Raw genomic sequence first — 22,043 nt, 5'->3', positions numbered from 1 at the left:
GCGTCACGGGTGTCTCCAATATGTACAGAGATAGTATTCACCTGACAGTGCCCTTGAATGGGTCGTGATTTACGCTGCCAGTTTGTAGTCCTCAGTATCTGAATCGTCGTTCTTTGGCAAGCCGTCTATGAAAACCGTGTATGGCGTCCTGCCAAGCATGTTTCTGCCTTGGTGTGGGCGGTCGTAGTTGTAAGTCTTGAGATAGGTGTCCAGATCGGTCTGCATCTCGTCCAACGACTCGTACCACTTGGTGCGGCCCATTACCCGGAAGTGTTCGTCAAGCAAGGTTCTGTGCAGCCGTTCGACAAAGCCATTGCTCTGCGGACGTCTGACCTTGGTGGTGCGGTGCTCGATCTCTTCAAGCTGTAGGAACAGCTCGTAGGGATGATTGTCCGGCCTGCCGCAGAACTCCCTGCCATTATCCGAGAGGATGGTGCTGATCCGGGCGTCATGTTCTTCAAAGAACGGCAGTACGTCTTCATTAAGCACATGCACAGCAGTGACCGGCAGCTTATTGGTGTAGAGCTTGCCCCAGGCGTAGCGTGAGTAGCAATCAATGACCGATTGCAGGTAGACTTTGCCGACGCCTTTCAGAGTGCCGACAAAGAAGGTGTCCACTGCTACGAGATCGCCGGTGTGGCTGGTTTCGATGTGACGCTCCCTGAACTCAGGGCTGAACCGTTCCAAGGCCCTGATCTGCTCGTCGGACAGTTCGAATGCTTGTTCCCGGACGCTCTTTTCAAGTCGCAGCATCCGTTCCTGTTTGGTCAGCAGGTTGTGCCTGCTCCAGACTCCGCGAACGCCTCCTGAGCTAACCTGGGTACCTTTAAGAGCTAACTCGTTGGCAACACGTAGCGGGCCATGACCGGGATGAGCCAGGCAGTGTTCAAGAATCTCCTGCTCTACAGATTCATCGACTCGGTTAGGATGCGGGCCTCTGGCTCCGGGCATCCGATCAACCAGACCGGCTGAACCGTAGGTCTGATAGTTTCGACGGATTTCATAGAACTGCTGCCGCGAATAACCCATGAGCTTGCAGGCTTTGCTGACATTCGAAAGATCGGCGGCCAACTCTAGCAAACTGAGCTTTCTTCGTGATACTTTCTCGGCGGTGGTCATACTGTTCTCCTTGATGGAAAGATTTAGTCTGAGCAACTTCATCTTTTACCATTCAAGGGCAGTATGGCCACCAACTGAAAATGGCCAACTGTCAGGTGAATACCATCACACTACAGTCAAGGAATGGATGAAGACCATCTTCCCCACCTTTGGCTCCCCCACCAAACACCGGGACTATCAGGAAGCAATCCGGCGGATGCTGCCCCACTTCAGGAACCTGACCTTTCACCAGATCACCGGCCAGGAACTGTACAAGTTCACTGAAACGCTGAAATGGAAAACCGGCCCCAACAAGGGCAAGCCCCTGTCACGGGCGCGTAAGGTCAACATCCTGATACCCTTTCGGGCCATTTGGAATGACGCCTGCGACCATTACCGCTGGGTAATAAAAAACCCCTGCGACGGTATCCACAAAAAGCTGCCGAAGACCGAGAAGAAAGAACGCCTTGCCCTTCGCTTCCGCGATTGGCAACTGTTCCTTGAAAGCCTGGAAGAGCACTACCGCCCCATTGCGGAACTCATGATCCTGACCGGCATGATTGTTTCGGAAATGGCCGCCCTGACCAAAGACAGCATCCAGGGCGATTATCTCAAGCTGACCTCTTCGTATGTTCTCAAGAACGAGAAAAGCAGCTTGAAGACCGCCTTCCGCAAAAGGGATATCTACATCACCGACGCCATCAGAAAGCGATTGGATATCCTGGTTGCCAGGGCTGCCACTCCGTATCTAGTCACATCCGCTAGGGGAAGCAGACTGCACAGCACCGACTTTGCCAAGGTCTGGAAAAAAGCAGTGGACAAGGCTGGTATTGCTCCCATGACCTCCTATACGGCTCGGCACACCTTCGCGGCCTGGGCCTTGACCATAGGAGTTAACCCCTTGCGGTTGGTTAAGCTCATGGGCCATGCTTCAAAACAGATGGTATATGAAGTCTACGGGAACTACGTGGAAGGACTTGAGGAGGACGCTGTGGCAATTCTGGACTACTTTGGACGTGACTTTATCGAGCCCCGGAAAAAGAAAAACCCGGCACTGTATGGGTACAGTACCGGGCACAGTCAAGGGATTGTCAAGCCTAACTACTTAATCCCATTATCTTATTAGTGGAGCGGGAAACGGGATTCGAACCCGCGGCCTTCAGCTTGGGAAGCTGACACTCTACCACTGAGTTATTCCCGCTCATGTGGAGATGACTTTATAGCAGATGGTGCCGTAGCCGTCAATACCGGCGTTAGGAGGCCGTCATGGTGCGTACGATGTACTCCCGCAGGGCCTGCTGGTCAGCCGGCAGGCGGTCACAGCGAGTGGGCAGTCCCTGCAGCTTGGCGATCGATTCCGGTACCGGTACCGGTTTGCCGGTGGCAGCGATGACCGCCTCGTCGAATTTGGCCGGATGCGCGGTGGAGAGGCAGATGAGCGGGGTGTCCCCGGCAGCCAGCTCACGGGCGGCCCGCACGCCGACTGCGGTGTGCGGGTCCAGCAGGTAGCCGGTTTCGGCAAGGAAGTTGCCGATGGTTTGCAGGGTCTGCTCCCGGTCCACGGAAGCGGAACAGAACTTCTGCTGCATCCGGGCGGTTTCTCCGCTGTTGAAGGTGATCCGGCCTTCGGCCTTGAGCTGGGCAAATGCCTCCTTTACCCGTGCCGGGTTACGGTCAAAGAGGTAGAAGAGATAACGCTCAAAGTTGGAGGCCACCTGGATATCCATGGAAGGGGAGAGGGTCTGCACCACGGAGCCAACCGAGTAGTCGCCGCTGGTGATGCAGCGGGTAAGAATGTTGTTCTCGTTGGTGGCAAGCAGCAGTTTTTCCACCGGCAGGCCCATCTGCCAGGCCACGTAACCGGCAAAAATATCGCCGAAGTTGCCGGTTGGAACGGAGAAGATCACCTTCTGGCCCGGTGCGGCCACCTTGAGCCAAGCGTAGACGTAGTAGACCACCTGGGCCAGCACCCGTGCCCAGTTGATGGAGTTGACCGCTCCCAGCGAATAGTTTTTCTTGAACTCCAGGTCGCCCATCAGGGATTTGACCATATCCTGACAGTCGTCAAAGGTGCCGCTGACGGCGATGTTGTGCACGTTGGCGTCCAGGACGCTGGTCATCTGCAGCGCCTGCACCGGTGAGGTCTTGCCCTCGGGATGCAGGATGAAGATGGTGATCCCCTTTTTGCCGCGCACGCCGTGGATGGCGGCGCTGCCGGTGTCGCCGGAGGTGGCCCCCAGGATAGTCATGGTTTCGTTGCGTTCCGCCAGGATGTACTCGAACAGGTTGCCCAGGAACTGCAGGGCCACATCCTTGAAGGCCAGGGTAACGCCGTGGAACAGCTCCAGAATGTGGACGCCGTCCTTTTTCACCACCGGGGTGACCCCGGGGTGGCTGAAGGTGGCATAGGATCGCTCGATCAGTTGTCGCAGGTCATGGGCCGGGATGTCGTCCACGAAGCGGGAAATGATGGCAAAGGCCACGTCTTGATAGGATGAACCGCGCCAGGACTCGAGCTCTTCCGGCGTGAACGTGGGGATGGTTTCGGGAAGCAGCAGGCCGCCGTCGTCGGCAAGGCCCATCATCACGGCGTCCTTGAAAGGGATCGGGGTGATGCCGCCGCGGGTGCTGAGGTAACGCATTGGTTTTGTCCTTTCGGGGGGCGTGGTGCAACAATAACCGTTGTACTTAGCAGGTTTTATCGTAAAAGGCTAGAGCTTGACCGGTCGCAGCTCACCCGGCGCCAGCAGGAAGAAAATACGGAACAGGCAGTATTTGTAGAATTCGGAGAAAAGCAGTTTGAAGCTCCCCTCGTGTTGCCACCAGCGTTCCTTGACGTTGATACTGTCAACGGGGTAGGGGTAGATGGCCACATCGCGGGGCAGGGCATGTCGAAACAGGATAGCTGCCCGCTTGAGATGATAGCGGGAGGTGATCAGCAGGATGGAGCGGACATTGTGCTGCACCAGAATGTCGCGGGCAAAAATGGCGTTTTCCAGCGTGTTGCGGGAGGTTTTCTCCAGAATAACCCGTTCGTAGGGCGGATCGCCCGCAGCAGGACGGTAGAGGTCGCTTTTACGGACCAGTGGGTCCACCCCCACCAGAAACAGTTCATTTCCTTTACCCTCCCGGAAGAGCCGTACTCCCTCCTCGATCCGTCCCCGCCCGCCGGCCAGCACCACGATGGCGTCGGACTGGACCAGGCGGGGGGCGGCGGAGAAGGTCTTGTAGGTGAAGTCGACGAACAGGGCCATCACCACCAGCAGGGCAATGATCAGCAACGAGAGAAATGCTTTGAATATCGTCATGGTCTGCTATTTTTCCCTTGCGTCAGTTGCGTGATTCTGGTATCAGAGTTTGTTCAGTTAGTACGGGAGGTATGAACCCATGTCAAGAAAATGTGAAGTTTGCGGCAAAGGCCCCAGCACCGGTAACAACGTCAGTCACGCCAACAACAAGTCGCGTACCACCTGGTATCCCAACCTGCAGAAGGTGAAGGCCGTCAACAACGGCACGGTGCGCACGGTCAAGGTCTGTACCCGCTGCATCCGGTCCGGCGCCGTCACCAAAGCGCTGTAGGTCGTTTTTCTGCACCCTTTCAAAAGGAGCCGTGCGGTTGTCCGAACCGCACGGCTCCTTTTGTTCCTTACGCTCCCCTAGAGTTCGGCGACGGCGTCGATCTCCACCCGTGCTCCTCTGGGCAGTGCCGCCACCGCTACGGTGGCCCGTGCCGGTTTCGCCGCACTGAAGAAGCTGCCGTATACCTCGTTCACTACTGGAAAATCAGCCATGTCCACCAGGTAGATGGTGGTCCTGACCACCCGGTCAAAACCGGTACCGCCGGCAGCCAACACTGCCGACAGGTTGTTCATCACCTGTTCTGTTTCCTGCCTGATGTCACCCGTGACCATTTCGCCGGTTTCCGGCACCAGCGGAATCTGACCCGAGCAGAAGAGCAGGGAGCCGCTTTTCACTGCCTGGGAATAGGGACCTATAGCCGCCGGCGCCTTGTCTGTTGCCACAATTTCCATTGAGATTCTCCCTGTTGTTGATTGACGCGTCCGGTGCCGGGGATCACGATCCGGCATCAATGTTTCAACCGCTCCACCTTGATGACGCCCTTAATCTTCATCAGGGCATTGGTGACGCGATGTAAGTGATTCAGGTCGGTGACGTTCACCTCGAAGATGTTTTCGCCCCGCTTGTCCACGGTGCTCTTGATCTGGGCGCTGGCGATATTGGCTTCGGCGTTGGTGATGGCCTGGGTCATGGTGGCCAGAATTCCTTTGACATCGTGGCAAAGTACCCGCAGCTTCACGGGAAGCGCGGCACTCTTGCCCTTGGCCCAGGTGACGTCAATGCGCCGTTCCGGGTCATTTTCCGCCACAAAAGGACAGTCGGCAGTGTGGATTGTCACCCCCTGGCCCCTGGTGATGAAACCGATGATCTCGTCACCCGGCAGGGGATTGCAGCATTTGGCGTAGCGGATCATGACATCGTCCAGGCCGCCCACCTCAACGGCGCTGGAAGAACGCCCTTTGAGCTTGTTGATGACGCTGCTGATGCGCGATTCCTTCTGCTCCTGGCGCGCCTTCAGCCGCTCTTCCGGCACCAGCCTGCCCACTACCTGGCCTACGGAAAGCTTGCCGTACCCCACGGCAGCCAGCAGGTCGTCCTCGCTGTTAAAGCCGAACTCCTGGCCCACCTGTTTGAGTTCGCCGCTTTTCAGCAGTTTCTGCAGGTTCAGGGAATACTTGCGGAACTCCTTCTCGCAGATCTCCCGTCCCAGCACCATGCTGCGTTTGCGCTCCTCGGTCTTGATCCAGGCCCTGATCTTGTTGCGGGCCCGGGAGGAGTGGACGATCTTCAGCCAGTCCTTGCTGGGGGTGTGGTGGGGGGAGGTGATCACCTCCACGATGTCGCCGGTGTTCAGCACATGCTTGAGCGGCACCAGCTTGCCGTTGACCTTGGCGCCGACACAGCGGTGACCCACGTCGGTATGGACGCTGTAGGCGAAGTCAATGGGGGTGGAGCCCTTGGGAAATCCCTTCACATCCCCCTTGGGGGTGAAGACGTAGACCTCTTCGGGGAACAGCTCTACCTTCACCGAATCCATGAATTCGCGGGAGTCCTGCAGCTCCTGCTGCCACTCCAGCAGTTGCCGCAGCCAGGCAAAGCGCTTGACCTCCTTCTCGTCGTACCCCTTGCCTTCCTTGTACTTCCAGTGGGCCGCGATGCCGGCCTCCGCCACCCGGTGCATCTCGTGGGTGCGGATCTGTACCTCGATCCGGTCGCCGTGGGGACCGATCACCGTGGTATGCAGCGACTGGTACATGTTCCCCTTGGGCATGGCGATATAGTCTTTGAACCGCCCCGGCACCGGTTTCCAGGAAGAATGGATCACCCCCAGCACGCCGTAACAGTCCCGCAAATCCTCCACCAGCACCCGGAACGCGGTCAGGTCGTAAATTTCGTCAATATCCACGTTGCGTTTCTCCATCTTGCGCCAGATGGAGTAGAGGTGCTTGGTGCGGCCGGATACCTCACCGGTGATGCCGTGTTCGGCCAGCTTCTGCTGGATCTCGGAACGGACCTCCTCCACGTACCCTTTGCGCTCCTGCCGCTTCTGCTGGATCTTGGTGATCAGGTCGTCGTAGATCTCGGGGTGCAGGTAGCGGAAGGAGAGGTCCTCCAGCTCGGTCTTGATCCAGGAGATCCCCAGGCGGTGGGCGATGGGGGCGTAGATATCCATGGTCTCGCGGCTGATGGAGCGCTGCTTGGTGTCCGGCTGGAACTGCATGGTGCGCATGTTGTGCAGCCGGTCCGCCAGCTTCACCAGGATCACCCTGATGTCGTTGGCCATGGCCAGGAGCATCTTGCGGAAGTTCTCCGCCTGATTCTCCTCCTTGGTCTTGAAGTGGATCTTGCTGATCTTGGTGACCCCGTCCACCAGGTCGGCAACCTCCTGGCCGAACATCTCGGCCAGCTCCTGCGAGGTGGTCAGGGTGTCCTCAATGGTGTCGTGGAGAAATCCGGTAACGATACTGGGCACGTCCAGCCGCATGCCGGCCAGCAGGCCGGCCACTTCCAGGGGATGAATGATGTACGGCTCACCGGACAGGCGGGTCTGCCCCTGGTGCACCTTGGCGCAGTACACGTAGGCCTTGCGGATCAGGTTCAGATCCGCCGAGGGGTTGTAGCTGGCAACCATGTCAAGAATGTCGTTGAGACGTATCATGCCGAAATGGAGCTGCCTTCAGGGTTACTCGTTGAACGGTAGATGGCGAGAGGACAAAAAAGGAGGCCGTGTCGCATGGGCGGCAGGCCTCCGGGGGTGCATATCAGGCGGAACGTCGCGAGGTGAATTCGGCGGACAGCTTTCCGGCGGCGATCTCCCGCAGGGCGGTGACGACATAGCGGTTATTCTTCCGGTCGATCAGGGGAGGAGCCCCCTTGTAAAGCTGCTTGACCCGCTTTGAGGTCATCATCACCAGCATGAAGCGATTGTTGATCTGCTGCAGGCAATCTTCCACGGTTACACGTGCCATATCGATTCTCCTTCGGAAGTTGTTAAAAATGATCGGGAATGTGAATTATACCGATGCGGGCTCAAATATCAAACATTTTCGACACCTGACCCAGCATCCGGCCGGTGGCGCAGCGGGCGGCGGTTACCACGGCGGCCAGCGACTCCTGGGCATCCTCAAGCCGGTCGTTGACAATAATATAGTCGTACCAGCGGGATTCCCTGATTTCAGACGCCGCCGCGGCGATGCGGCGCTCGATCACCGCGCGGTCGTCGGAGGAGCGAGATTCCAGGCGGCGGCGCAGCTCAGCCATGCTGGGGGGGAGCACGAAGACAAAGACTCCGGTCACACCGCGGTTCTTCAGGATCTTGGCCCCCTGGCAGTCGATATCCAGCAGGATGTCGATTCCCCCCTTCCGGGCCTCCTCCAGGGTGGCGATGGCAGTACCGTAGTAGTTGTCGTGCACCTGGGCCCATTCGGCAAAGGCATCGGCCTCGATCATTTCCCTGAACCGCTCCACGGTGACGAAATGGTAGTCCACACCGTCCGTCTCGCCGGACCGGGGCTGGCGGGTGGTGTAGCTGATCGACTCCTTCAGGGCCGGAAAACGACGGGTCAACTCGCGGCAGAGGGTGGTCTTGCCCGCACCTGACGGGGCGGAGATGACGATGAGAAGTCCTTCTGGCTGCATATATACCTTTCATTCTTAAAACAGTTACCGATAAACTACTCAATATTCTGGACCTGCTCCCGCATCTTCTCCATCTCCGCCTTCAGCGCCACCACCAGGGAGGTGATCTCCACGTCGCCGGACTTGGAACCGATGGTGTTCACCTCCCGGTTCAGCTCCTGCATCAGGAAGTCCAGCTTGCGTCCCACCGGCTCCCGCAGGGTAAGGGTCTCGTCGAACTGCACGAAATGGCTGGCCAGGCGTACCAGTTCCTCGGTGACGTCGCTCTTGTCCGCCAGGATCGCCACCTCCTGGGCCAGGCGCTGCGGGTCAAGCTGGGTGTCCCCCAGCAACTTGGCCAGCCGCTGCTCCAGCTTGGCCCGGAACTCGTCGAGCATGGCCGGAACCCGGTCCCTGATCCGTCCCACCAACTCTTCCAGGGTCTGGCGGCGCTGCCGCAGGTCAACGACCAGGGCTGTCCCTTCCTGAAGCCGCATGGCATCCAGGGAGTCCAGGGCCGCCGTTGCCGCTTCCAGCACCTGGGGCAGCAGGTCCGGGCTGTCTTCGGTCACGGACTCCTGCAGCACGTTGCGCTGGGCCACGATCAGGGAGAGCGGAATCTCCGGGGAGAGGCGCAGTTCGTGGGCCAGGTGCCTGAACGCCTCGTGGTAGCCACGGGCCGCCTCCAGGTTCACCGGCGGGGCCGCAGCCGCATCGGCAGCCGGTTCCCACTGCACGAACAGGTCGGCCTTGCCCCGCTTGATCCGGGCCGCGGCCAGCTTGCGCAGTTCGTGCTCGCAGGCCAGGAAAGAGCGGGGCAGCTTCACGGTCACCTCGCCGTAGCGGTGGTTCACCGTGCGCACCTCCACCAGGCAGCGCCCCCGGGCCGATACCGTCTCGCCTTTGCCGTAGCCGGTCATGCTGCGTATCATTATGCTTTCCCCAATTTCTGCCGGATACCCTGCACCACGTGGTAGGCATCGTTGATGGCGGTGTAGATCAGGTTGGGATGCTTCTCCTCCTGGATCGCCCCTTCGCAGATCTTCATGTAGGAGGGAGAGATGGCACCCCCCATGACGTAGACTCCCTTGCGGGTGGTCTCGAAGTCGGCGGTCAAAAGCACCAGCCGGTCCCCTTCCTTGGCCACCTTGCAGACCCCGGCGGTGCAGGAGATGGTCTGGATCCCCAGCTTGTCGAAGATCGGCACCGGTCCCTGGGAGCCGATGCAGGCGATGACGTTCTGCATCGGGAAGCTCAGGGCGTGGTAGAGGTCGATGTTGTCGGCCTGCTTGAACTCGTTGATCCGGATCACCAGCCGGTCAACCCCTTCGTTGTCCACTTCGCCGATGCGGGGGGTGGCGCCGGGGAGCAGGCGGATGTTCCCCCCCAGCAGGATCTCCTCGCCCAGGCGCTGGGCCGTCTCCTTGTTGACGTCGAACTTCTCCGACTTGTGAGCCCAGTAGACCGGCTGGGTGTCGTGCATCTCCCGCTTGGCTTTGAGGATGGCGATCACCACGTCGGCCGCCGTGTTTCCGCCGCCGATGACCAGGGTCTTCAGGCCGACGAACTTGCTGGGGTCCTCCACGTTCTTGGCCACCATTTTGGCGTCGCCGTAGACCGACAGTTCCCGGGGAATGCTGCTGCCAAAGGCCAGCACCACCTTGCGCCCCTTGAACAGCCCCTTGTCGGTCACCACCACCAGGCCGTCCCGCTCGTCCCGGATATCCTCAAACGCCACCTCGGTGCGGATATTGAGGTTCTCGTGCTGGACAAAGTGCTGGATGTACTGCAGGTAGCTCTCCACGGTCACCGGCTTGTCAGGGGGCCGCAACTCCTCGATCAGAAACGGCTCCGGCGCATCCTTGGGCTTGGAGGGGTAGACCAGCTTTCCCTGGGGATAGGTGTTGGCGATCCCCTGGAACACCGCCTTGCCCGACTCCAGCACCAGGTAGGAAAGACCGTGCTTGTGGCAGAGGTAGGCGGTGGCCAAGCCGGCCGGTCCGCCGCCGATGATGACGACATCGTACAGTTCAACTGACATCTGCGAGTTCTCCTTGCATCTGCCCGATGGACACGGCCGTACACCCTTCGGCCGGCAGCAGGCGGGTAAAGTAGTCGATGGACACGAAACGGGAGGAGGGCACCGGACAGACGGTGGAGCTGTAGCGGCAGACATGCAGCAGGTAGCCGATGCCGTAAAGCCGGGCCGTTTCAAGATTGTCCTCAGTATCCTCCCCCAGCAGGGTGCGCTCGGGAGCGTAGCTGACGAAGCGTTGCAGCCGATCCCAGAAACCGGGGTCTTCCTTGGGCACCCCCACCTGGTGGGCCGACACCACGCCGTCGAAGTAGGGGCCGACCCGCGTCTTCTTCAGCTTGATATCCAGGGTCTTGGAATGGGCGTTGGTCACCAGCCAGAGCTGTTTGCCGTGCCGGCGGCAGAAGAGCAGGAACTCCACCACGCCGGGATGCACGGCGATCAGGTGCTCGATCTCCAGTTTCAGTTGGGGGACGTCCATTCCCAGGCGCTCCGACCAGTAATCCAGGTCGGTCCAGTTCAGGGTCCGCTCCTGGGAGCGGAACAGGGCGTAGAGCTGTTCCTTGGCCTGGGGGAGCGGCACCCTGTGGCGGGCAGCCCATTGCTTCGGCAGGTGTTCCAGCCAGAAATGGTCGTCGAAATGCCGGTCCAGGATGGTGCCGTCCATGTCCAGCAGCACGGTATCGATATGGTTCCAGTCAAGAAACATAAGTTGGATATTATGCACCGGTTGTAGCGGAAAGGGAAGAGGCTAGTACACGGTTGCGCTGTAGCGGGCCACGTCGAACTTGCGTCTGCAGCCCTCAAAGCTCATGTAGCGGATGGTGCCGAAGATGGGGCGGCGGCCCCAGGCCCGGTCGTGGACGCCGCAGACGGACCAGGCGATGCCGGCGTAGCCGTTGGGATCGCGGCCGTCCAGGGCGTAACGGTCGTTCAGGAAGATGGCGTGGGCCAGGGCTTCTTCCGGCGAGGCGGACCACTCCAGGATTTTCTTGGCCCAGTACATCCGCAGGTACCCGTGCATCTTGCCGGTGGTCGTCAGCTCCCGTTGCGCCGCGTTCCAGAGCGGGTCGTGGCTGGCGGCGTGCTCCAGCTCATCCTGCCCGTAGCACCAGGGACGGGGATCGTGTCGGTGCTGCTCCAGGGTGGCGCGGGCCCAGTCCGGCGCCGCATCCAGACGGTCGTAGCCGGGGCAGTGCCAGCAGAAGTTGTCCGCCAGCTCCCGCCGCACGATCAGCTCTTCCAGGAACGCTTCCCGGTCGGGATCGCTGTTGCCGGCAGTCGCGGCCAGGGCCACCCGCTGGGGAGAGAGCTGGCCGAAATGCAGCCAGGGGGAAAGGCCGGACTGGCCGTTGGCGCAGGGGTCGTTACGGCGTAGGGCATAGCCGGGCAGACGGGTGGTGATGAAATCGGCCAGGGCTTCGGCGGCAGCCTCTTCGCCGGGCATGAAGCCGCTTACCTCGGGAACCGAACGGTCGCAGGGCAACTCGGACAGCAGCCGGTCTAGGTCAAAGGGCTCCTGCCGCAGGGGGGGGCTCCAGGGAAAAGGGTGACGTTCAAGCCGGGGCAGGGGCGTCAAAAACTCCGGCAGCAGCCGGTGCAGCTTGGGCCGCAGGGTGTAGGCGCCGTACTCCCGCTTGGGGGAGGCCACACGGCAGGGGACGATGTTGTGGCCGTCCACCTCGATGAACGGCACCGTTGCCGCGGCCGCAGCCCCCTCGCGCCAGGTGCGCTTGATCCGCAACGGGTCGAAGTCGCAGACCACGCACCCGGCCCCGCTGGCCCCGATAAAGCGCAGCAGCTCTGTCCGGGGCTCCCCCCGCAGCAGCACAAAGGGGATATTCAGTTTTGCCAGCTGCTGCCGCACCTGCTCCAGCCCCCGCAGCATGAAGCCGTACTGGCGCAGGGTGGCCCCCAGAAAGCTGTCCGCCAGGGTGAAAACCACCACCAGCGCTTGCCGCCGTTTCAGGGCCAGTTGCTGGGCGTGGCAGAGCCCCCAGTTGTCGGCAACCCGCTGCTCCCGGCTCATCCAGTAGAGCACCGGGCCGGTCTGTTCCGGGCAGTTGTTCAGGAGGTGGATGCGGCGGGGATCGATCATGGCGACGTCCAGACCTGGTTCAAGGACTGCTCCGCATCAACCAGCACCCGCCAGAGGTCCTCGCTTTCCCCCATGCCGACCCGGATCAGATAGGAAGCGATGGAGAGGTTGGTTCGGGCGCGGAACAGTTCCACCTGCCAGAGAAACTCATCACCCACCGGTGGTCCTTCGTCCAGGTAGGCTTCCAGAAAGATCGTCTCCGGCAGGTCGTGCAGAATTCCGGGAACGCCGAAGAACTGGTTACGGTACTGGGCGAGAAAGGTACCCACGTCAAAGGCGGGGGGGAGCATCAGCGAACTGCTGAAATCGATGGCTGCAACAAAGAGGGTGCTGCGATCCTCCTGGCGGTCCTGGCCGATCATTACGTTCTTAGGATGATAGTCGCCATGTCCCTGCACGAAACCGTCGCTGCCGACCAGTTCCCGTTCAGCCGCAGCCACTGCCCTGGCTATCTGGCGGGCTCGCTCGCTGTGGCGATGGTTAATCGCTTCGAAACGGGAGAGGTAGTGGGCCAGCCGTGCCGGTTCCCGCTCCGCGAACTGCTGCGGCGGCGTAACGGCCAGGGCTGCCCGATGCAATCTGCCCAGCCAGCGTCCCGCCAGCTCCAGATAGCGTCGGCCGTCGTTCCGGTCGGCGGCGCAGATCTTGTCGAAGAGCGACTTTCCCCTGATCCCCTGCTCAATGCTCGTCATCCGTTCCCGGTCGATTTCGATGGGGCGGGGCACCCGGTAGCGCCCCGCGCCGAAACCGGCGGCGGCCACGGCCGCCATCACGGTTTCCGCCCGTTCGGTGCTGCGCCATTTCCGCTCGTCCCGCAGGGTGCGGATGATGATCCGCTCCCGGTTCTCGTCTCCCTCCTTGGTGCCGAAGGTCACCTCCGTAACCACGGCATTAGCGCCGGAACGGGGAATTTCCTTGAAAAAAGGACGGCAGCGCCCGGCGCGCAGTTCCGCGGCCAGTTCGTCGATATCCGTCAGCGGATGGTCGAAGATGGTGGGGTAGGCGCCGGCGTACTGGCTGCCGTGGGTGTCGGTGCCGGCAATGGCGGTGAAACGCAGGCGGTGCCAGTCGGCCAGGCCGCGACTGTTTTCCGCCACGCCATGGTTGGAGCTGAAGATTTCGATCCCGTCCAGCAGCGGATCGCTCAGCAGGTCGTCCGTGGGCCGCCGTCCCTTGCGGTAGGCATGGGCCAACACCAGGGCGGCCTTTGGCCAGGCTTCGCGAATATCCTGCAGCCGGGTACCCCGGACAATCGGCAGCGTGGCACCGTACACCAACACGTCGCCGTGGTCGGCCGTAGTCACTTCCTGGGCGGCTAGGATCAGGAAATACTCCGGTACCCCGGCCCGGCTGCGCAACTCCCGCACCTCGTCATGGCTCCAGAGAGCGTGGTGATCGGTCAGCACAATCCCCTGCAGACCGCGGGCCTGCACCCGCCGGATCAGTTCAACGGCATTGACCGAGCTGCAGGCCGATTTTTCCGCAGTATGACAGTGCATTTCCAGCAACATCGGCTTACCTCCCGTTCCGGTTCGCCTGCTCGACCGCCCGCTTGGTGCGGTGGGTGGCCGGGGCGTTCCCGGGATCGTCGGGCCAGGGGTGCTTGGGATAGCGGCCCCGCAGCTCCTTGCGCACGTCAAGATAGCCCCGTTCCCAGAACCCTGCCAGGTCCCGGGTCACCGCCACCGGCCGACCGGCCGGGGAGAGCAGGTGCACCAGCACGCTGCAGCGCCCCCGGCAGACCGTGGGGGTGGCGGCCAGGCCGAACAACTCCTGCAGCTTCACCGCCAGCACCGGTCCTTCCTCGGCGGTGTAATCCAGGGCAGCGCTGCGGCCACTGGGTACTGTTACCTGTGTCGGGGTGATGTCATTCAGTTTTTTCAACAGGTTCCAGCCGATTGTTTCTTTTAAAAGATGAAGCATCTCCAGCCGCTCAAGATCCTGACGGGAGCGCAGACCTGCCAGGTGCGGACCCAGCCACGCTTCCAGCTGTTCCGTCAACCGGGCATCGGACAGGTCGGGCCACCCTTCCTCCGGCAGCAGCCGGTGGGCCAGGCAGACCCGTCCCTGCAGCTGGCGGGCCGCTGCGCTCCAGGGGAGGGCCGGTACCCCCATGCGGCGCACCTGTTCCAGGAGCAGCGGCAGCGCCTCCGTGTCGTCCGCCTTCACCGGGCGGCCGGCCAGCACCACCGCACCCAGCCGTTCTTCGGCCGTTGCCGTCACCCGGCCGGCGGCCTCGTCCCACTGCACCCGGCGGACCGTGGCCACCTGGCCGGCCAGCAGTTCCCGCACCTCTGCTTCGGTCACGGCGGAGGCCAGGTGGATCACCCCGTCGCTGCCGCTGCCGGCATCCACCTGCAACGCCACCAGCAGGTCGCGGTTCCTGACTCCGCTTCGGGGAGAAAGGGTTGCCCCCCGGCCCGTGGCCAGCAGGAAGCGCTCCTCAGCACTGCTCCGCTTCCTGGCCAGACGGTCGGGCCAGGCTGCCAGCAGCAGCGGCGCCAGATCGTGCGCCCCTGACCGTATCTGTTGCTTGAGATTGTGTGATCCAACAATTTGTAATAACTGCTGTTCAATGCGCAGGGCAGGGGAGGGGGACCGCTCCCGGCGGCCCTGCAGCGGTTGCTCCAGACGCTGGGTCAGGTCAGAGTCGCAGAGAACCGGCTGTCCCGCGGGCAGCGGCTCCCGCACCGACAGCAGCGCAGCAAGACGGCAGGCCGTTGCGGTCATGTCCTGCTTCGTTCCTTCCAGCAGCAACCGGGCAAGGCGGGGGTGCAGGGGGTAGCGGACCATCTCCCGCCCCAGCTCCGTGATCCGGTGCTGCCTGTCCAGTGCTCCCAGCAGGCGCAGCAGCTCCGCGGCAGCGGCCAGGGCTGTTTCCGGCGGCGGGTCCAGCCAGGGGAGGGCGCGGGGATCGGCGGCACCCCAGGCGGCCAGCTCCAGCAGCAGCGGCGCCAGGTCGGCGGTGAGGATTTCCGGCGGCGTGTGGGGTGTCATGGCGCTGAAGTTGTGGGCCGAGAACAGCCGGAAGCAGATGCCGGGGCCGGTCCTGCCGGCCCGGCCGGTCCGCTGCAGGGCCGAGGCCCGGGAACTGCGCACCGTCACCAGCCGGTCCAGGCCGCTGGCCGGATCGTGCTGCTGGCGGCGGGACAGGCCGCAGTCCACCACCAGCCGCACCCCGTCGATGGTCAGGCTGGTCTCGGCAATGCTGGTGGCCAGCACCACCCGCCGCTCAGGTCCCGGCAGGATGGCCCGGCGCTGCTGCTCCAGCGGCAGGTCGCCGTACAGGGGGCAGACCCGCACCCCGCCGCAGTCGGCCAGCTCCCGTTCAACGGCCCGAATCTCGCCGCTTCCCGGCAGAAAGGCCAGCAGGTCTCCCTGCTCCGTGGCCAGCACCCGGCGGATCACCGCTGCCATCCGCTGCGGCAGCCGCAGCCGCTGGTCGTGGTCCGGGTAGCGCACTTCCACCGGATAACTGCGCCCCTCGGAGACCACCAGCGGCGCATCCCCCAGCAGCCGGGCCAGGGGGGCGGTATCCAATGTCGCGGACATAATCAGCAGTTTCAGGTCGTTACGCAGCACTTCCTGAACCTCTCGACAAAGGGCCAGTCCCAGGTCGGCATTGATGCTGCGCTCGTGGAATTCGTCGAAGATCACGCAGGCAACGCCGGAAAGGGCCGGGTCCTCCTGCAGGCGGCGGGTCAGCATCCCCTCGGTCAGCACCTCGATCCGGGTATCCGGCGATGCTTTGCGTTCGAAACGGACGGCATAGCCCACGGTCCGCCCCACCGGCTCCCCCAGGGAATCGGCCATGTAGCGGGCCGCGGCCACGGCAGCGATGCGGCGGGGCTCCAGCATCAGGATTCTGCCCGCTTCCGGCGGGATGACGGACAGCAGCGCCAAAGGCACCCGGGTGGTCTTGCCGGCGCCGGGCGGCGCCGACAGCAACGTGCACGGGTGGGCCGCCACGGTGCGCAGCAGCTCCGGCAGGATCTCGTCTATGGGTAAAGGTGTGGTGGTCATGGGAAGGGAGTACTGTAGCAGATTCCCGGTGGCTGGTGCCGCTAAAATCTCCGGCATTGGTCACGGTTCCGCGCTGTTGGCTGTATTAGCTATTCACAACCGGGAAAAAATAGGTCATATTTCCGGCCATGGAACGTGCCATTACCCCCCAGCGCCGCGACGACGACCTGCAGTTCGACGCCACCCTGCGTCCGCGCACCCTCAACGACTACATCGGCCAGGAAAAAATCCGGGAAAACCTGCGGCTGTTCATCGACGCCGCCAAAGGACGGGGCGAGGCCCTGGACCACCTGTTGCTCTACGGCCCGCCGGGGCTGGGCAAGACCACCCTGGCCACCATCGTGGCCTGCGAAATGGGGGTCAACCTCAAGTCCACCTCCGGGCCGGTGATCGAGCGTCCCGGTGATCTGGCCGCCATCCTCACCAACCTGGAACCCCACGATGTGCTGTTCATCGACGAAATCCACCGGCTGTCCCACGTGGTGGAGGAGATCCTCTACCCGGCCATGGAGGATTTTCAGCTGGATATCATCATCGGCCAGGGGCCGTCGGCCCGCTCCATCAAGCTGGACCTGCCCCATTTTACCCTGGTGGGGGCCACCACCAGGGCCGGCCTGCTCTCCTCGCCCCTGCGGGACCGCTTCGGCGTCATCTCCCGCCTGGAGTTCTACACCCACGAGGAACTGTCCACCATCATCACCCGTTCGGCCCGCATCCTGGGGATGGGCATTGACCGGGACGGCGCCCTGGAACTGGCCCGGCGCAGCCGGGGCACCCCCCGCATCGCCAACCGGCTGCTGCGCCGGGTGCGGGACTACGCCCAGGTACGGGCCGACGGCGCCATCACCGTGGCCGTGGTCCGGGATACCCTCAAGCTGCTGGAGATCGACGAGATGGGGTTCGACCAGATGGACCGGATGATCCTGCTCACCATTATCGACAAGTTCGGCGGCGGCCCGGTGGGGCTGGACACCATTGCGGCGGCCATCGGCGAAGAGAGCGACACCATTGAGGATGTCTACGAACCGTTCCTGATCCAGAACGGCTTCCTGAACCGCACCCCCCGCGGCCGCACCGCCACGGCGGCCGCCTTCAGCCACTTCGGCAGGGTCATGAGCCAGCAGCCCCAGGGGGCCCTGTTCTGATGCAGCAGCAGATACTTGATTTGAACGTACCGCCGCGCTTTGACTTCGACTCCTTCATCCCCTGCGCCAGCACCCGCACCGCCCTGGAGTTCGCCAAACGCTGCGCCGACCCGGCTGACCCGGAAAAGCTGCTCTACCTCTACGGTCCCGGCGGCAGCGGCAAGACCCACCTGCTGCACGCCATCGGCCGCCAGGTGGCCGGCGACGCCTACCGTATCTTCTCCTGCGCCGTCATGCGGGAGCAGGATGCCGACCAACTGCTGGACGAGATGTGCGACCTGCCGGTATTGCTGCTGGACGACCTTGACCAGTTAGCCGATGCCGACCAGCTGCGTTTCATCATCTGGGAAGCGTTCAACCGCCAGCACACCGCAGGGCGGCCCCTGGCCCTGGCAGGCAGGCCGGCCCCGCGGGAACTGCGCAACCTGGACGAGCACCTTACCTCCCGCCTGCTCTGGGGGCTGGTGGCGGCCCTGGAGCTGTCCGACGACCGGGCACGGCAGCAGTTGATTCTGAAACTGGCCCATGACCGGCAGGTGCTGCTGCCGGACGACGTGGCCGCCTGGCTGCTCACCGTGCTTCCCCGGGACTCGGAAGCCCTGGTGGCGGCCTGCGACAACCTGTACCGCGCGGCCCTGGCTTCGGGCCGGAAGATTACCCTGCGGCTGGCCCGTGAACTGTTCCTGCACCACCACCAGACAGACGAAGGCGCGAACCGATGAGAACCCCGGAAGAGATAGAGCTGAACGAAAAACGGCGCATCCTTGCCGAGTTGCTTGAGGAACAGGCCGGGTACGAGCGGGAACTGGCCACGGTCAAGTCGGAGATCAGGCTGTTCGAGCGGGCCTACGAACAGGTGCTGGGGGGGCGGATCGCCGAACTTGAGCAACTGGAATGGCAGATCAGCGGCCTGCTGGGGACCGGCGAGCGCACCGAGGAACACCACAAATACTTCCATACCGCCGAAACCGGCAGTACCTTCACCACCGGCACCACCGCCCACCTGGACGATGAGATCGACACCACCGCCAAGGTTGCTGCCGAGAAAAGCCTGAAAACCCTGTACCGCAAGGTTGCCAAGACCATTCACCCCGACCTGGCCAGCGACGAGGAGGAGAAAAGCCGCCGTCAGGAACTGATGGCCGTTGCCAACCTGGCCTACCAGGAGGGGGACCGCAGCCGTCTGAACAAAATCCTCAAGGAATGGCAGATGGGGCCGGAAACCGCCAAGGGGATCGACATCGGCGCCGAGCTGATCCGGCTGATCCGGCGCATCGCCCAGACCCGGCAGAACATCAGGGACCTGATCGAGCGGATCGAGGAACTGCGGAACTCCGACATCTACTGCTTCCGGCAGCGGGTGGACGAGGGGCTGGCCGACGGCATCGACTACCTGGCCGAAATGGCCGCCACCGTGGACCTGGATATTGCCAAGGCCCGCAAGCGGCTGGCCCAGTTGCAGGGACAGCCCGAGCCGGTGGAGGAGCGGCAGGCCCCGGCCCTGGAAACCAGGGTCATCCGCTTTCCCGGTGACGCCCCCTGCGGCATGCTCTACCTGCGGGCCATCAGCTCGGTGGATTATCGTGACTGGCAGAAGCTGGGACCGGCGCGGGGAGCGCGGGAAATCCCGCTGGACAAGGGAGTGCGGCTGGATGTGCGGGGGGACGGCGACGGCAACAGCCCCATGGAGTTCATCGAGCAGTTGCAGCCGGACGACCTGCAGGCCCTGTTCCTCTACGACGTGGGGAACGAGGCCCTTACCTGGCTCAGTCGTTTAAGCGGCTTGCAGGAGCTGTACCTCTCCAACACCACGGTCACCGATGAAGGGCTGAAGGAGCTGGCCTGTCTCAGCGGCCTGCGGCGGCTCTACATCTACCACACCGAAATCACCGACAGCGGCCTGGAAAACCTCTGCGCCCTGAAAGGGCTGCGCTGGCTCACCCTCAGCGGCACCCGGACCACGGATGAAGGCCTGGCCGCCTTTCGCAGCGCCATGCCCTCCTGCAAGGTGATTACCTTCAAGTGGCGGTACGAGTAACGGGATTAAATCTCTTGCAAACCTGAAAAAACAGGGGGACAGGCACCTGCGGTATTCAAGCTGGTGTCTGTCCCTTTGTTGTCTCAGGACCGAATCCTTACACGGGCTTGGAGACGGGCCTGAATCTGGGTATAGAGACGGGCCTGATGATTGGTTCGGTCACGCATGCAGACCGTTAAGGCGTACGCTTCATCGGTTGAAGTGATGCTCGTCCCCCACGGGAAATCATTTCGAGTAACCACGACGAAGAGGCGATCCGTGCGGAGCTTCGACTGGGAGTTGAACTGTTTGAAAGTCCAGGTATCTGATTGCACCGTGCCTTTTGACCGCATGCTGGGGCCGAGACTGGCGTTACCCAGTTCCGCAATCCTCTCGTAATCGTCAGCAGTGGTTGCCCGATTGAACATCGTCGAAACATGATCAATATCCGGTGCGGCTACGACCCGGAACTCAAGCCGTGTCGCTTTATAGGCTACCCGTGTTGACCGTACCGGTGTCGTATGGGCAAGTGTTACTGTCAGTTCACGGTTGCGCTTTCCCTGACTGACAAAGTCCTCCGGAATAGGAATCTCATAGAAGTGATGCCGTTTGTCTGCCAGAGTCCCACGCGCAATCATAGTAACCTCATTGTCGATGGAACGCATGAGAGCCGCTTGGTCTACTGCTCCGTATCCCAGCACGTTTCTCAGCTTGTTCTTGTCTGGAAACATTTCATCGCTTCCAGCCGGAAGTCGGGCATGTGTAACGAGCAGCGCCCGCAGCAGATTCTGGCTGGCATCCGGAACTTCACAGAGGATTTGCCCGGCAAGGTGGGTCACATGGGGGGTGGCAAAACTGGTTCCGCAGGCATCCTTGAAAAGACCGTCCGTCGCAAAGGTTCTGTTTGTCGTAACTTCTCCGAGGCGCTGAGAGCTGATGTGGTCGTCCCGGGTGTTGAGGGACCAGTTGCCTCCGAAAGCAACTAGCTCCGGTTTGATTGCGTTGCCAACTGACGGACCACGGCGGGTGAAGGGTGATGGCTGGCTATGTCTAGCTATGGGTACTTCAGCGGGATCGTCAGGATATCTGAGCATCCTGTGGTTCTGGTCATAGCGAGCAAGACTGCCTACGGTTAGTGCATTGAGTGCCGGTGCAGGGTCGATGATTGCCCATTCGTCTCGCGTAAGATATTCCGGATAATCATTCATCCAGGACAGTCCTTCGAGCTGATCCCATGCCATATTCCCCGTCGAAACGACAAACAGTATGTCGAGTTCCCGCGAGAGGGTATCAAGCGTTCGGGAAAAGCTGCGGATATGTCCACCGATATACGGCTTATTGGTATCGCCGATGGATACGTTGAAAATGCGGCATTGATACTCGTTATGGAGAGTCCGAACGGCAGTGATGATCTGGTTTTCAATAAATCCTGCATCGGCTTGAGCATTGCCGTCCAGAACACGGCCGCTGCATACCCAGAAAGACGGCACAAAAGAATTATTGGCAATGGCATTCGCAATATCACCATAAAGAGCAATGCCTGCCACCTGAGTGCCGTGACCATGGTTATCATTGGCATCATGGCCGGCAATAAAGGAGTGCGTCCCACCCACTGCTGGACCAATTAGCGGATGGTTGGCAGTAATGCCGCTATCTAGAATGGCAATGCGAGGGGCTTCTTCTGCTGGCGATACTGGCGGTGTAAGAGTTTGGACATCTGCCTGGAGAATCTGGGTTTCCAGGTGATAGCGGGGTGGCAGGTCAACGGTTCTTACATCACGATGATGGAGGAGGAGATTTTCTGCCTGGTGCCGATTACACCGAACCCGATACATGATGATCCCAGGCTGTACGACACGATCAATGTATGTGAAGTTGTTGTCATCCAGCCACTGCCTGAATGTGTCAGTGAGTTGCTGGCGTTGTTGCGGGTTGTCTTCAATAGGCCAGAGTTCAGCATCCAGAACAAAGGTATCGGTTGCAGGAAAGCCATCGCGTCGCAGCGCCCAGCCGGTTCTGTCTTCCGGCAACCAGCCGTTGAAACTGTTCAGGGCATACAGAACGTTAAAATGAACCGGAAGACCACCCTGAGCAAGGGTTGCCAACCGCGCCTCGAATACCTGCAAGGCAGCTGCGCTGACAAAGGCAACTACAACCTGTTCCTCTTCCTGGCTGACAATTTCAACGTCAGGCGAGACTTTACGCAACTCATCCGGGTCAAAACCCTTTTGCACCTCAAACTTGAACAGCCTCCGTGCGTCAAACCCGCCAATATCCGTATCTGCCTGTGTTACAGCCTGTCCCAAATAGCTCTGAAGCGTTCTTCCATGGGCTGCCGGGTCGGCCGGTTGGTGCGAGGGGCCTCTTCTTCTAGGCCGGCGCTCCGGTGTTGGCTCTTCTCGTTGCAGGACAAGATGTGGATAGGACATT

General features: G+C 61.5%; 19 protein-coding genes and 1 tRNA gene. 5 read left to right on the top strand and 15 right to left on the bottom strand.

The annotated features are described in order from the left end of the window. Positions 1-69 precede the first annotated feature (69 nt). Positions 70-1,119, bottom strand: coding sequence for an IS481 family transposase (locus RAK07_RS07185; RefSeq protein ID WP_305733491.1), 1,050 nt, complete (start codon positions 1,117-1,119; stop codon positions 70-72). 127 nt (positions 1,120-1,246) lie between these two features. On the opposite strand from RAK07_RS07185, the gene RAK07_RS07180 reads away from it, so the two are divergent. Beyond that, the gene (locus RAK07_RS07180) at positions 1,247-2,224 is read left to right on the top strand and encodes a tyrosine-type recombinase/integrase (protein ID WP_305732152.1); all 978 of its coding nucleotides are present in this window, start codon (positions 1,247-1,249) and stop codon (positions 2,222-2,224) included. Here RAK07_RS07180 and RAK07_RS07175 read toward each other — a convergent pair. From RAK07_RS07175 to RAK07_RS07165, 3 genes are all read right to left on the bottom strand, one after another. Beyond that, positions 2,225-2,299, bottom strand: a tRNA-Gly gene (locus tag RAK07_RS07175). 52 nt (positions 2,300-2,351) lie between these two features. Beyond that, entirely contained in the window at positions 2,352-3,740 is a 1,389-nt protein-coding gene (gene thrC / locus RAK07_RS07170) for a threonine synthase (protein ID WP_305732151.1), read from the bottom strand. A gap of 69 nt (positions 3,741-3,809) precedes the next feature. Then, the gene (locus tag RAK07_RS07165; protein WP_305732150.1) at positions 3,810-4,406 is read right to left on the bottom strand and encodes a YdcF family protein; all 597 of its coding nucleotides are present in this window, start codon (positions 4,404-4,406) and stop codon (positions 3,810-3,812) included. Between the two features lie 79 nt (positions 4,407-4,485). On the opposite strand from RAK07_RS07165, the gene rpmB reads away from it, so the two are divergent. Then, positions 4,486-4,677, top strand: a complete 192-nt coding sequence (gene rpmB / locus RAK07_RS07160) for a 50S ribosomal protein L28 (RefSeq protein ID WP_305732149.1) — start codon at positions 4,486-4,488, stop codon at positions 4,675-4,677. A gap of 77 nt (positions 4,678-4,754) precedes the next feature. On the opposite strand, the gene RAK07_RS07155 is transcribed toward rpmB, so the two are convergent. From RAK07_RS07155 to hrpB, 10 genes are all read right to left on the bottom strand, one after another. After that, complete coding sequence (locus RAK07_RS07155) at positions 4,755-5,129, bottom strand: RidA family protein (protein ID WP_305732148.1); 375 nt, start codon at positions 5,127-5,129, stop codon at positions 4,755-4,757. A 56-nt stretch (positions 5,130-5,185) separates the two neighbouring features. Then, on the bottom strand, positions 5,186-7,336 hold the full coding sequence (locus RAK07_RS07150; protein WP_305732147.1) for a RelA/SpoT family protein: 2,151 nt from the start codon (positions 7,334-7,336) through the stop codon (positions 5,186-5,188). A 103-nt stretch (positions 7,337-7,439) separates the two neighbouring features. Continuing rightward, positions 7,440-7,646, bottom strand: coding sequence for a DNA-directed RNA polymerase subunit omega (rpoZ, locus tag RAK07_RS07145; RefSeq protein WP_305732146.1), 207 nt, complete (start codon positions 7,644-7,646; stop codon positions 7,440-7,442). A 61-nt stretch (positions 7,647-7,707) separates the two neighbouring features. After that, a complete protein-coding gene (gmk, locus tag RAK07_RS07140) occupies positions 7,708-8,316 on the bottom strand; it encodes a guanylate kinase (RefSeq protein WP_305732145.1) in 609 nt (202 codons plus the stop codon). Positions 8,317-8,351: 35 nt separating this feature from the next. After that, on the bottom strand, positions 8,352-9,227 hold the full coding sequence (locus RAK07_RS07135; RefSeq protein WP_305732144.1) for a YicC/YloC family endoribonuclease: 876 nt from the start codon (positions 9,225-9,227) through the stop codon (positions 8,352-8,354). Continuing rightward, positions 9,227-10,336, bottom strand: a complete 1,110-nt coding sequence (locus tag RAK07_RS07130) for an NAD(P)-binding domain-containing protein (RefSeq protein WP_305732143.1) — start codon at positions 10,334-10,336, stop codon at positions 9,227-9,229. Before RAK07_RS07130 ends, RAK07_RS07135 begins: the two co-directional genes overlap by 1 nt. Further along, positions 10,326-11,039, bottom strand: a complete 714-nt coding sequence (locus tag RAK07_RS07125) for an HAD-IA family hydrolase (protein WP_305732142.1) — start codon at positions 11,037-11,039, stop codon at positions 10,326-10,328. Before RAK07_RS07125 ends, RAK07_RS07130 begins: the two co-directional genes overlap by 11 nt. A 42-nt stretch (positions 11,040-11,081) precedes the next feature. After that, positions 11,082-12,428, bottom strand: a complete 1,347-nt coding sequence (locus RAK07_RS07120; protein ID WP_305732141.1) for a deoxyribodipyrimidine photo-lyase — start codon at positions 12,426-12,428, stop codon at positions 11,082-11,084. Further along, entirely contained in the window at positions 12,425-13,939 is a 1,515-nt protein-coding gene (locus RAK07_RS07115) for a phosphotransferase (RefSeq protein ID WP_305732140.1), read from the bottom strand. Before RAK07_RS07115 ends, RAK07_RS07120 begins: the two co-directional genes overlap by 4 nt. A gap of 4 nt (positions 13,940-13,943) precedes the next feature. After that, positions 13,944-16,451, bottom strand: a complete 2,508-nt coding sequence (gene hrpB / locus RAK07_RS07110) for an ATP-dependent helicase HrpB (protein ID WP_305732139.1) — start codon at positions 16,449-16,451, stop codon at positions 13,944-13,946. Positions 16,452-16,579: 128 nt separating this feature from the next. On the opposite strand from hrpB, the gene ruvB reads away from it, so the two are divergent. Genes ruvB through RAK07_RS07095 form a run of 3 tightly spaced genes read left to right on the top strand, consistent with a single transcriptional unit; the run spans position 16,580 to position 19,634 of the window. Next, positions 16,580-17,596, top strand: a complete 1,017-nt coding sequence (gene ruvB, locus RAK07_RS07105; RefSeq protein ID WP_305732138.1) for a Holliday junction branch migration DNA helicase RuvB — start codon at positions 16,580-16,582, stop codon at positions 17,594-17,596. Then, complete coding sequence (locus RAK07_RS07100) at positions 17,596-18,318, top strand: DnaA/Hda family protein (RefSeq protein ID WP_305732137.1); 723 nt, start codon at positions 17,596-17,598, stop codon at positions 18,316-18,318. Before ruvB ends, RAK07_RS07100 begins: the two co-directional genes overlap by 1 nt. After that, positions 18,315-19,634: a leucine-rich repeat domain-containing protein gene (locus tag RAK07_RS07095; protein WP_305732136.1), complete on the top strand. Its 1,320-nt coding sequence runs from the start codon at positions 18,315-18,317 to the stop codon at positions 19,632-19,634. Before RAK07_RS07100 ends, RAK07_RS07095 begins: the two co-directional genes overlap by 4 nt. 83 nt (positions 19,635-19,717) lie before the next feature. Here RAK07_RS07095 and RAK07_RS07090 read toward each other — a convergent pair whose 3' ends face one another. Further along, positions 19,718-22,042: a S8 family peptidase gene (locus RAK07_RS07090; protein WP_305732135.1), complete on the bottom strand. Its 2,325-nt coding sequence runs from the start codon at positions 22,040-22,042 to the stop codon at positions 19,718-19,720. Position 22,043 lies beyond the last annotated feature (1 nt).

Source organism: Trichlorobacter ammonificans, from assembly GCF_933509905.1.
Lineage (GTDB): Bacteria > Desulfobacterota > Desulfuromonadia > Geobacterales > Pseudopelobacteraceae > Trichlorobacter > Trichlorobacter ammonificans.
The sequence above is the reverse complement of the archived record's forward strand: the minus strand, read 5'-3'. Positions and strand labels throughout refer to the sequence as shown.

Coding starts and splice junctions, on each gene's coding strand:
- RAK07_RS07185 (WP_305733491.1), bottom strand. CDS start 1,119: ATGACCACCGCCGAGAAAGTATCACGAAGAAAGCTCAGTTTGCTAGAG.
- RAK07_RS07180 (WP_305732152.1), top strand. CDS start 1,247: ATGAAGACCATCTTCCCCACCTTTGGCTCCCCCACCAAACACCGGGAC.
- thrC (WP_305732151.1), bottom strand. CDS start 3,740: ATGCGTTACCTCAGCACCCGCGGCGGCATCACCCCGATCCCTTTCAAG.
- RAK07_RS07165 (WP_305732150.1), bottom strand. CDS start 4,406: ATGACGATATTCAAAGCATTTCTCTCGTTGCTGATCATTGCCCTGCTG.
- rpmB (WP_305732149.1), top strand. CDS start 4,486: ATGTCAAGAAAATGTGAAGTTTGCGGCAAAGGCCCCAGCACCGGTAAC.
- RAK07_RS07155 (WP_305732148.1), bottom strand. CDS start 5,129: ATGGAAATTGTGGCAACAGACAAGGCGCCGGCGGCTATAGGTCCCTAT.
- RAK07_RS07150 (WP_305732147.1), bottom strand. CDS start 7,336: ATGATACGTCTCAACGACATTCTTGACATGGTTGCCAGCTACAACCCC.
- rpoZ (WP_305732146.1), bottom strand. CDS start 7,646: ATGGCACGTGTAACCGTGGAAGATTGCCTGCAGCAGATCAACAATCGC.
- gmk (WP_305732145.1), bottom strand. CDS start 8,316: ATGCAGCCAGAAGGACTTCTCATCGTCATCTCCGCCCCGTCAGGTGCG.
- RAK07_RS07135 (WP_305732144.1), bottom strand. CDS start 9,227: ATGATACGCAGCATGACCGGCTACGGCAAAGGCGAGACGGTATCGGCC.
- RAK07_RS07130 (WP_305732143.1), bottom strand. CDS start 10,336: ATGTCAGTTGAACTGTACGATGTCGTCATCATCGGCGGCGGACCGGCC.
- RAK07_RS07125 (WP_305732142.1), bottom strand. CDS start 11,039: ATGTTTCTTGACTGGAACCATATCGATACCGTGCTGCTGGACATGGAC.
- RAK07_RS07120 (WP_305732141.1), bottom strand. CDS start 12,428: ATGATCGATCCCCGCCGCATCCACCTCCTGAACAACTGCCCGGAACAG.
- RAK07_RS07115 (WP_305732140.1), bottom strand. CDS start 13,939: ATGTTGCTGGAAATGCACTGTCATACTGCGGAAAAATCGGCCTGCAGC.
- hrpB (WP_305732139.1), bottom strand. CDS start 16,451: ATGACCACCACACCTTTACCCATAGACGAGATCCTGCCGGAGCTGCTG.
- ruvB (WP_305732138.1), top strand. CDS start 16,580: ATGGAACGTGCCATTACCCCCCAGCGCCGCGACGACGACCTGCAGTTC.
- RAK07_RS07100 (WP_305732137.1), top strand. CDS start 17,596: ATGCAGCAGCAGATACTTGATTTGAACGTACCGCCGCGCTTTGACTTC.
- RAK07_RS07095 (WP_305732136.1), top strand. CDS start 18,315: ATGAGAACCCCGGAAGAGATAGAGCTGAACGAAAAACGGCGCATCCTT.
- RAK07_RS07090 (WP_305732135.1), bottom strand. CDS start 22,042: ATGTCCTATCCACATCTTGTCCTGCAACGAGAAGAGCCAACACCGGAG.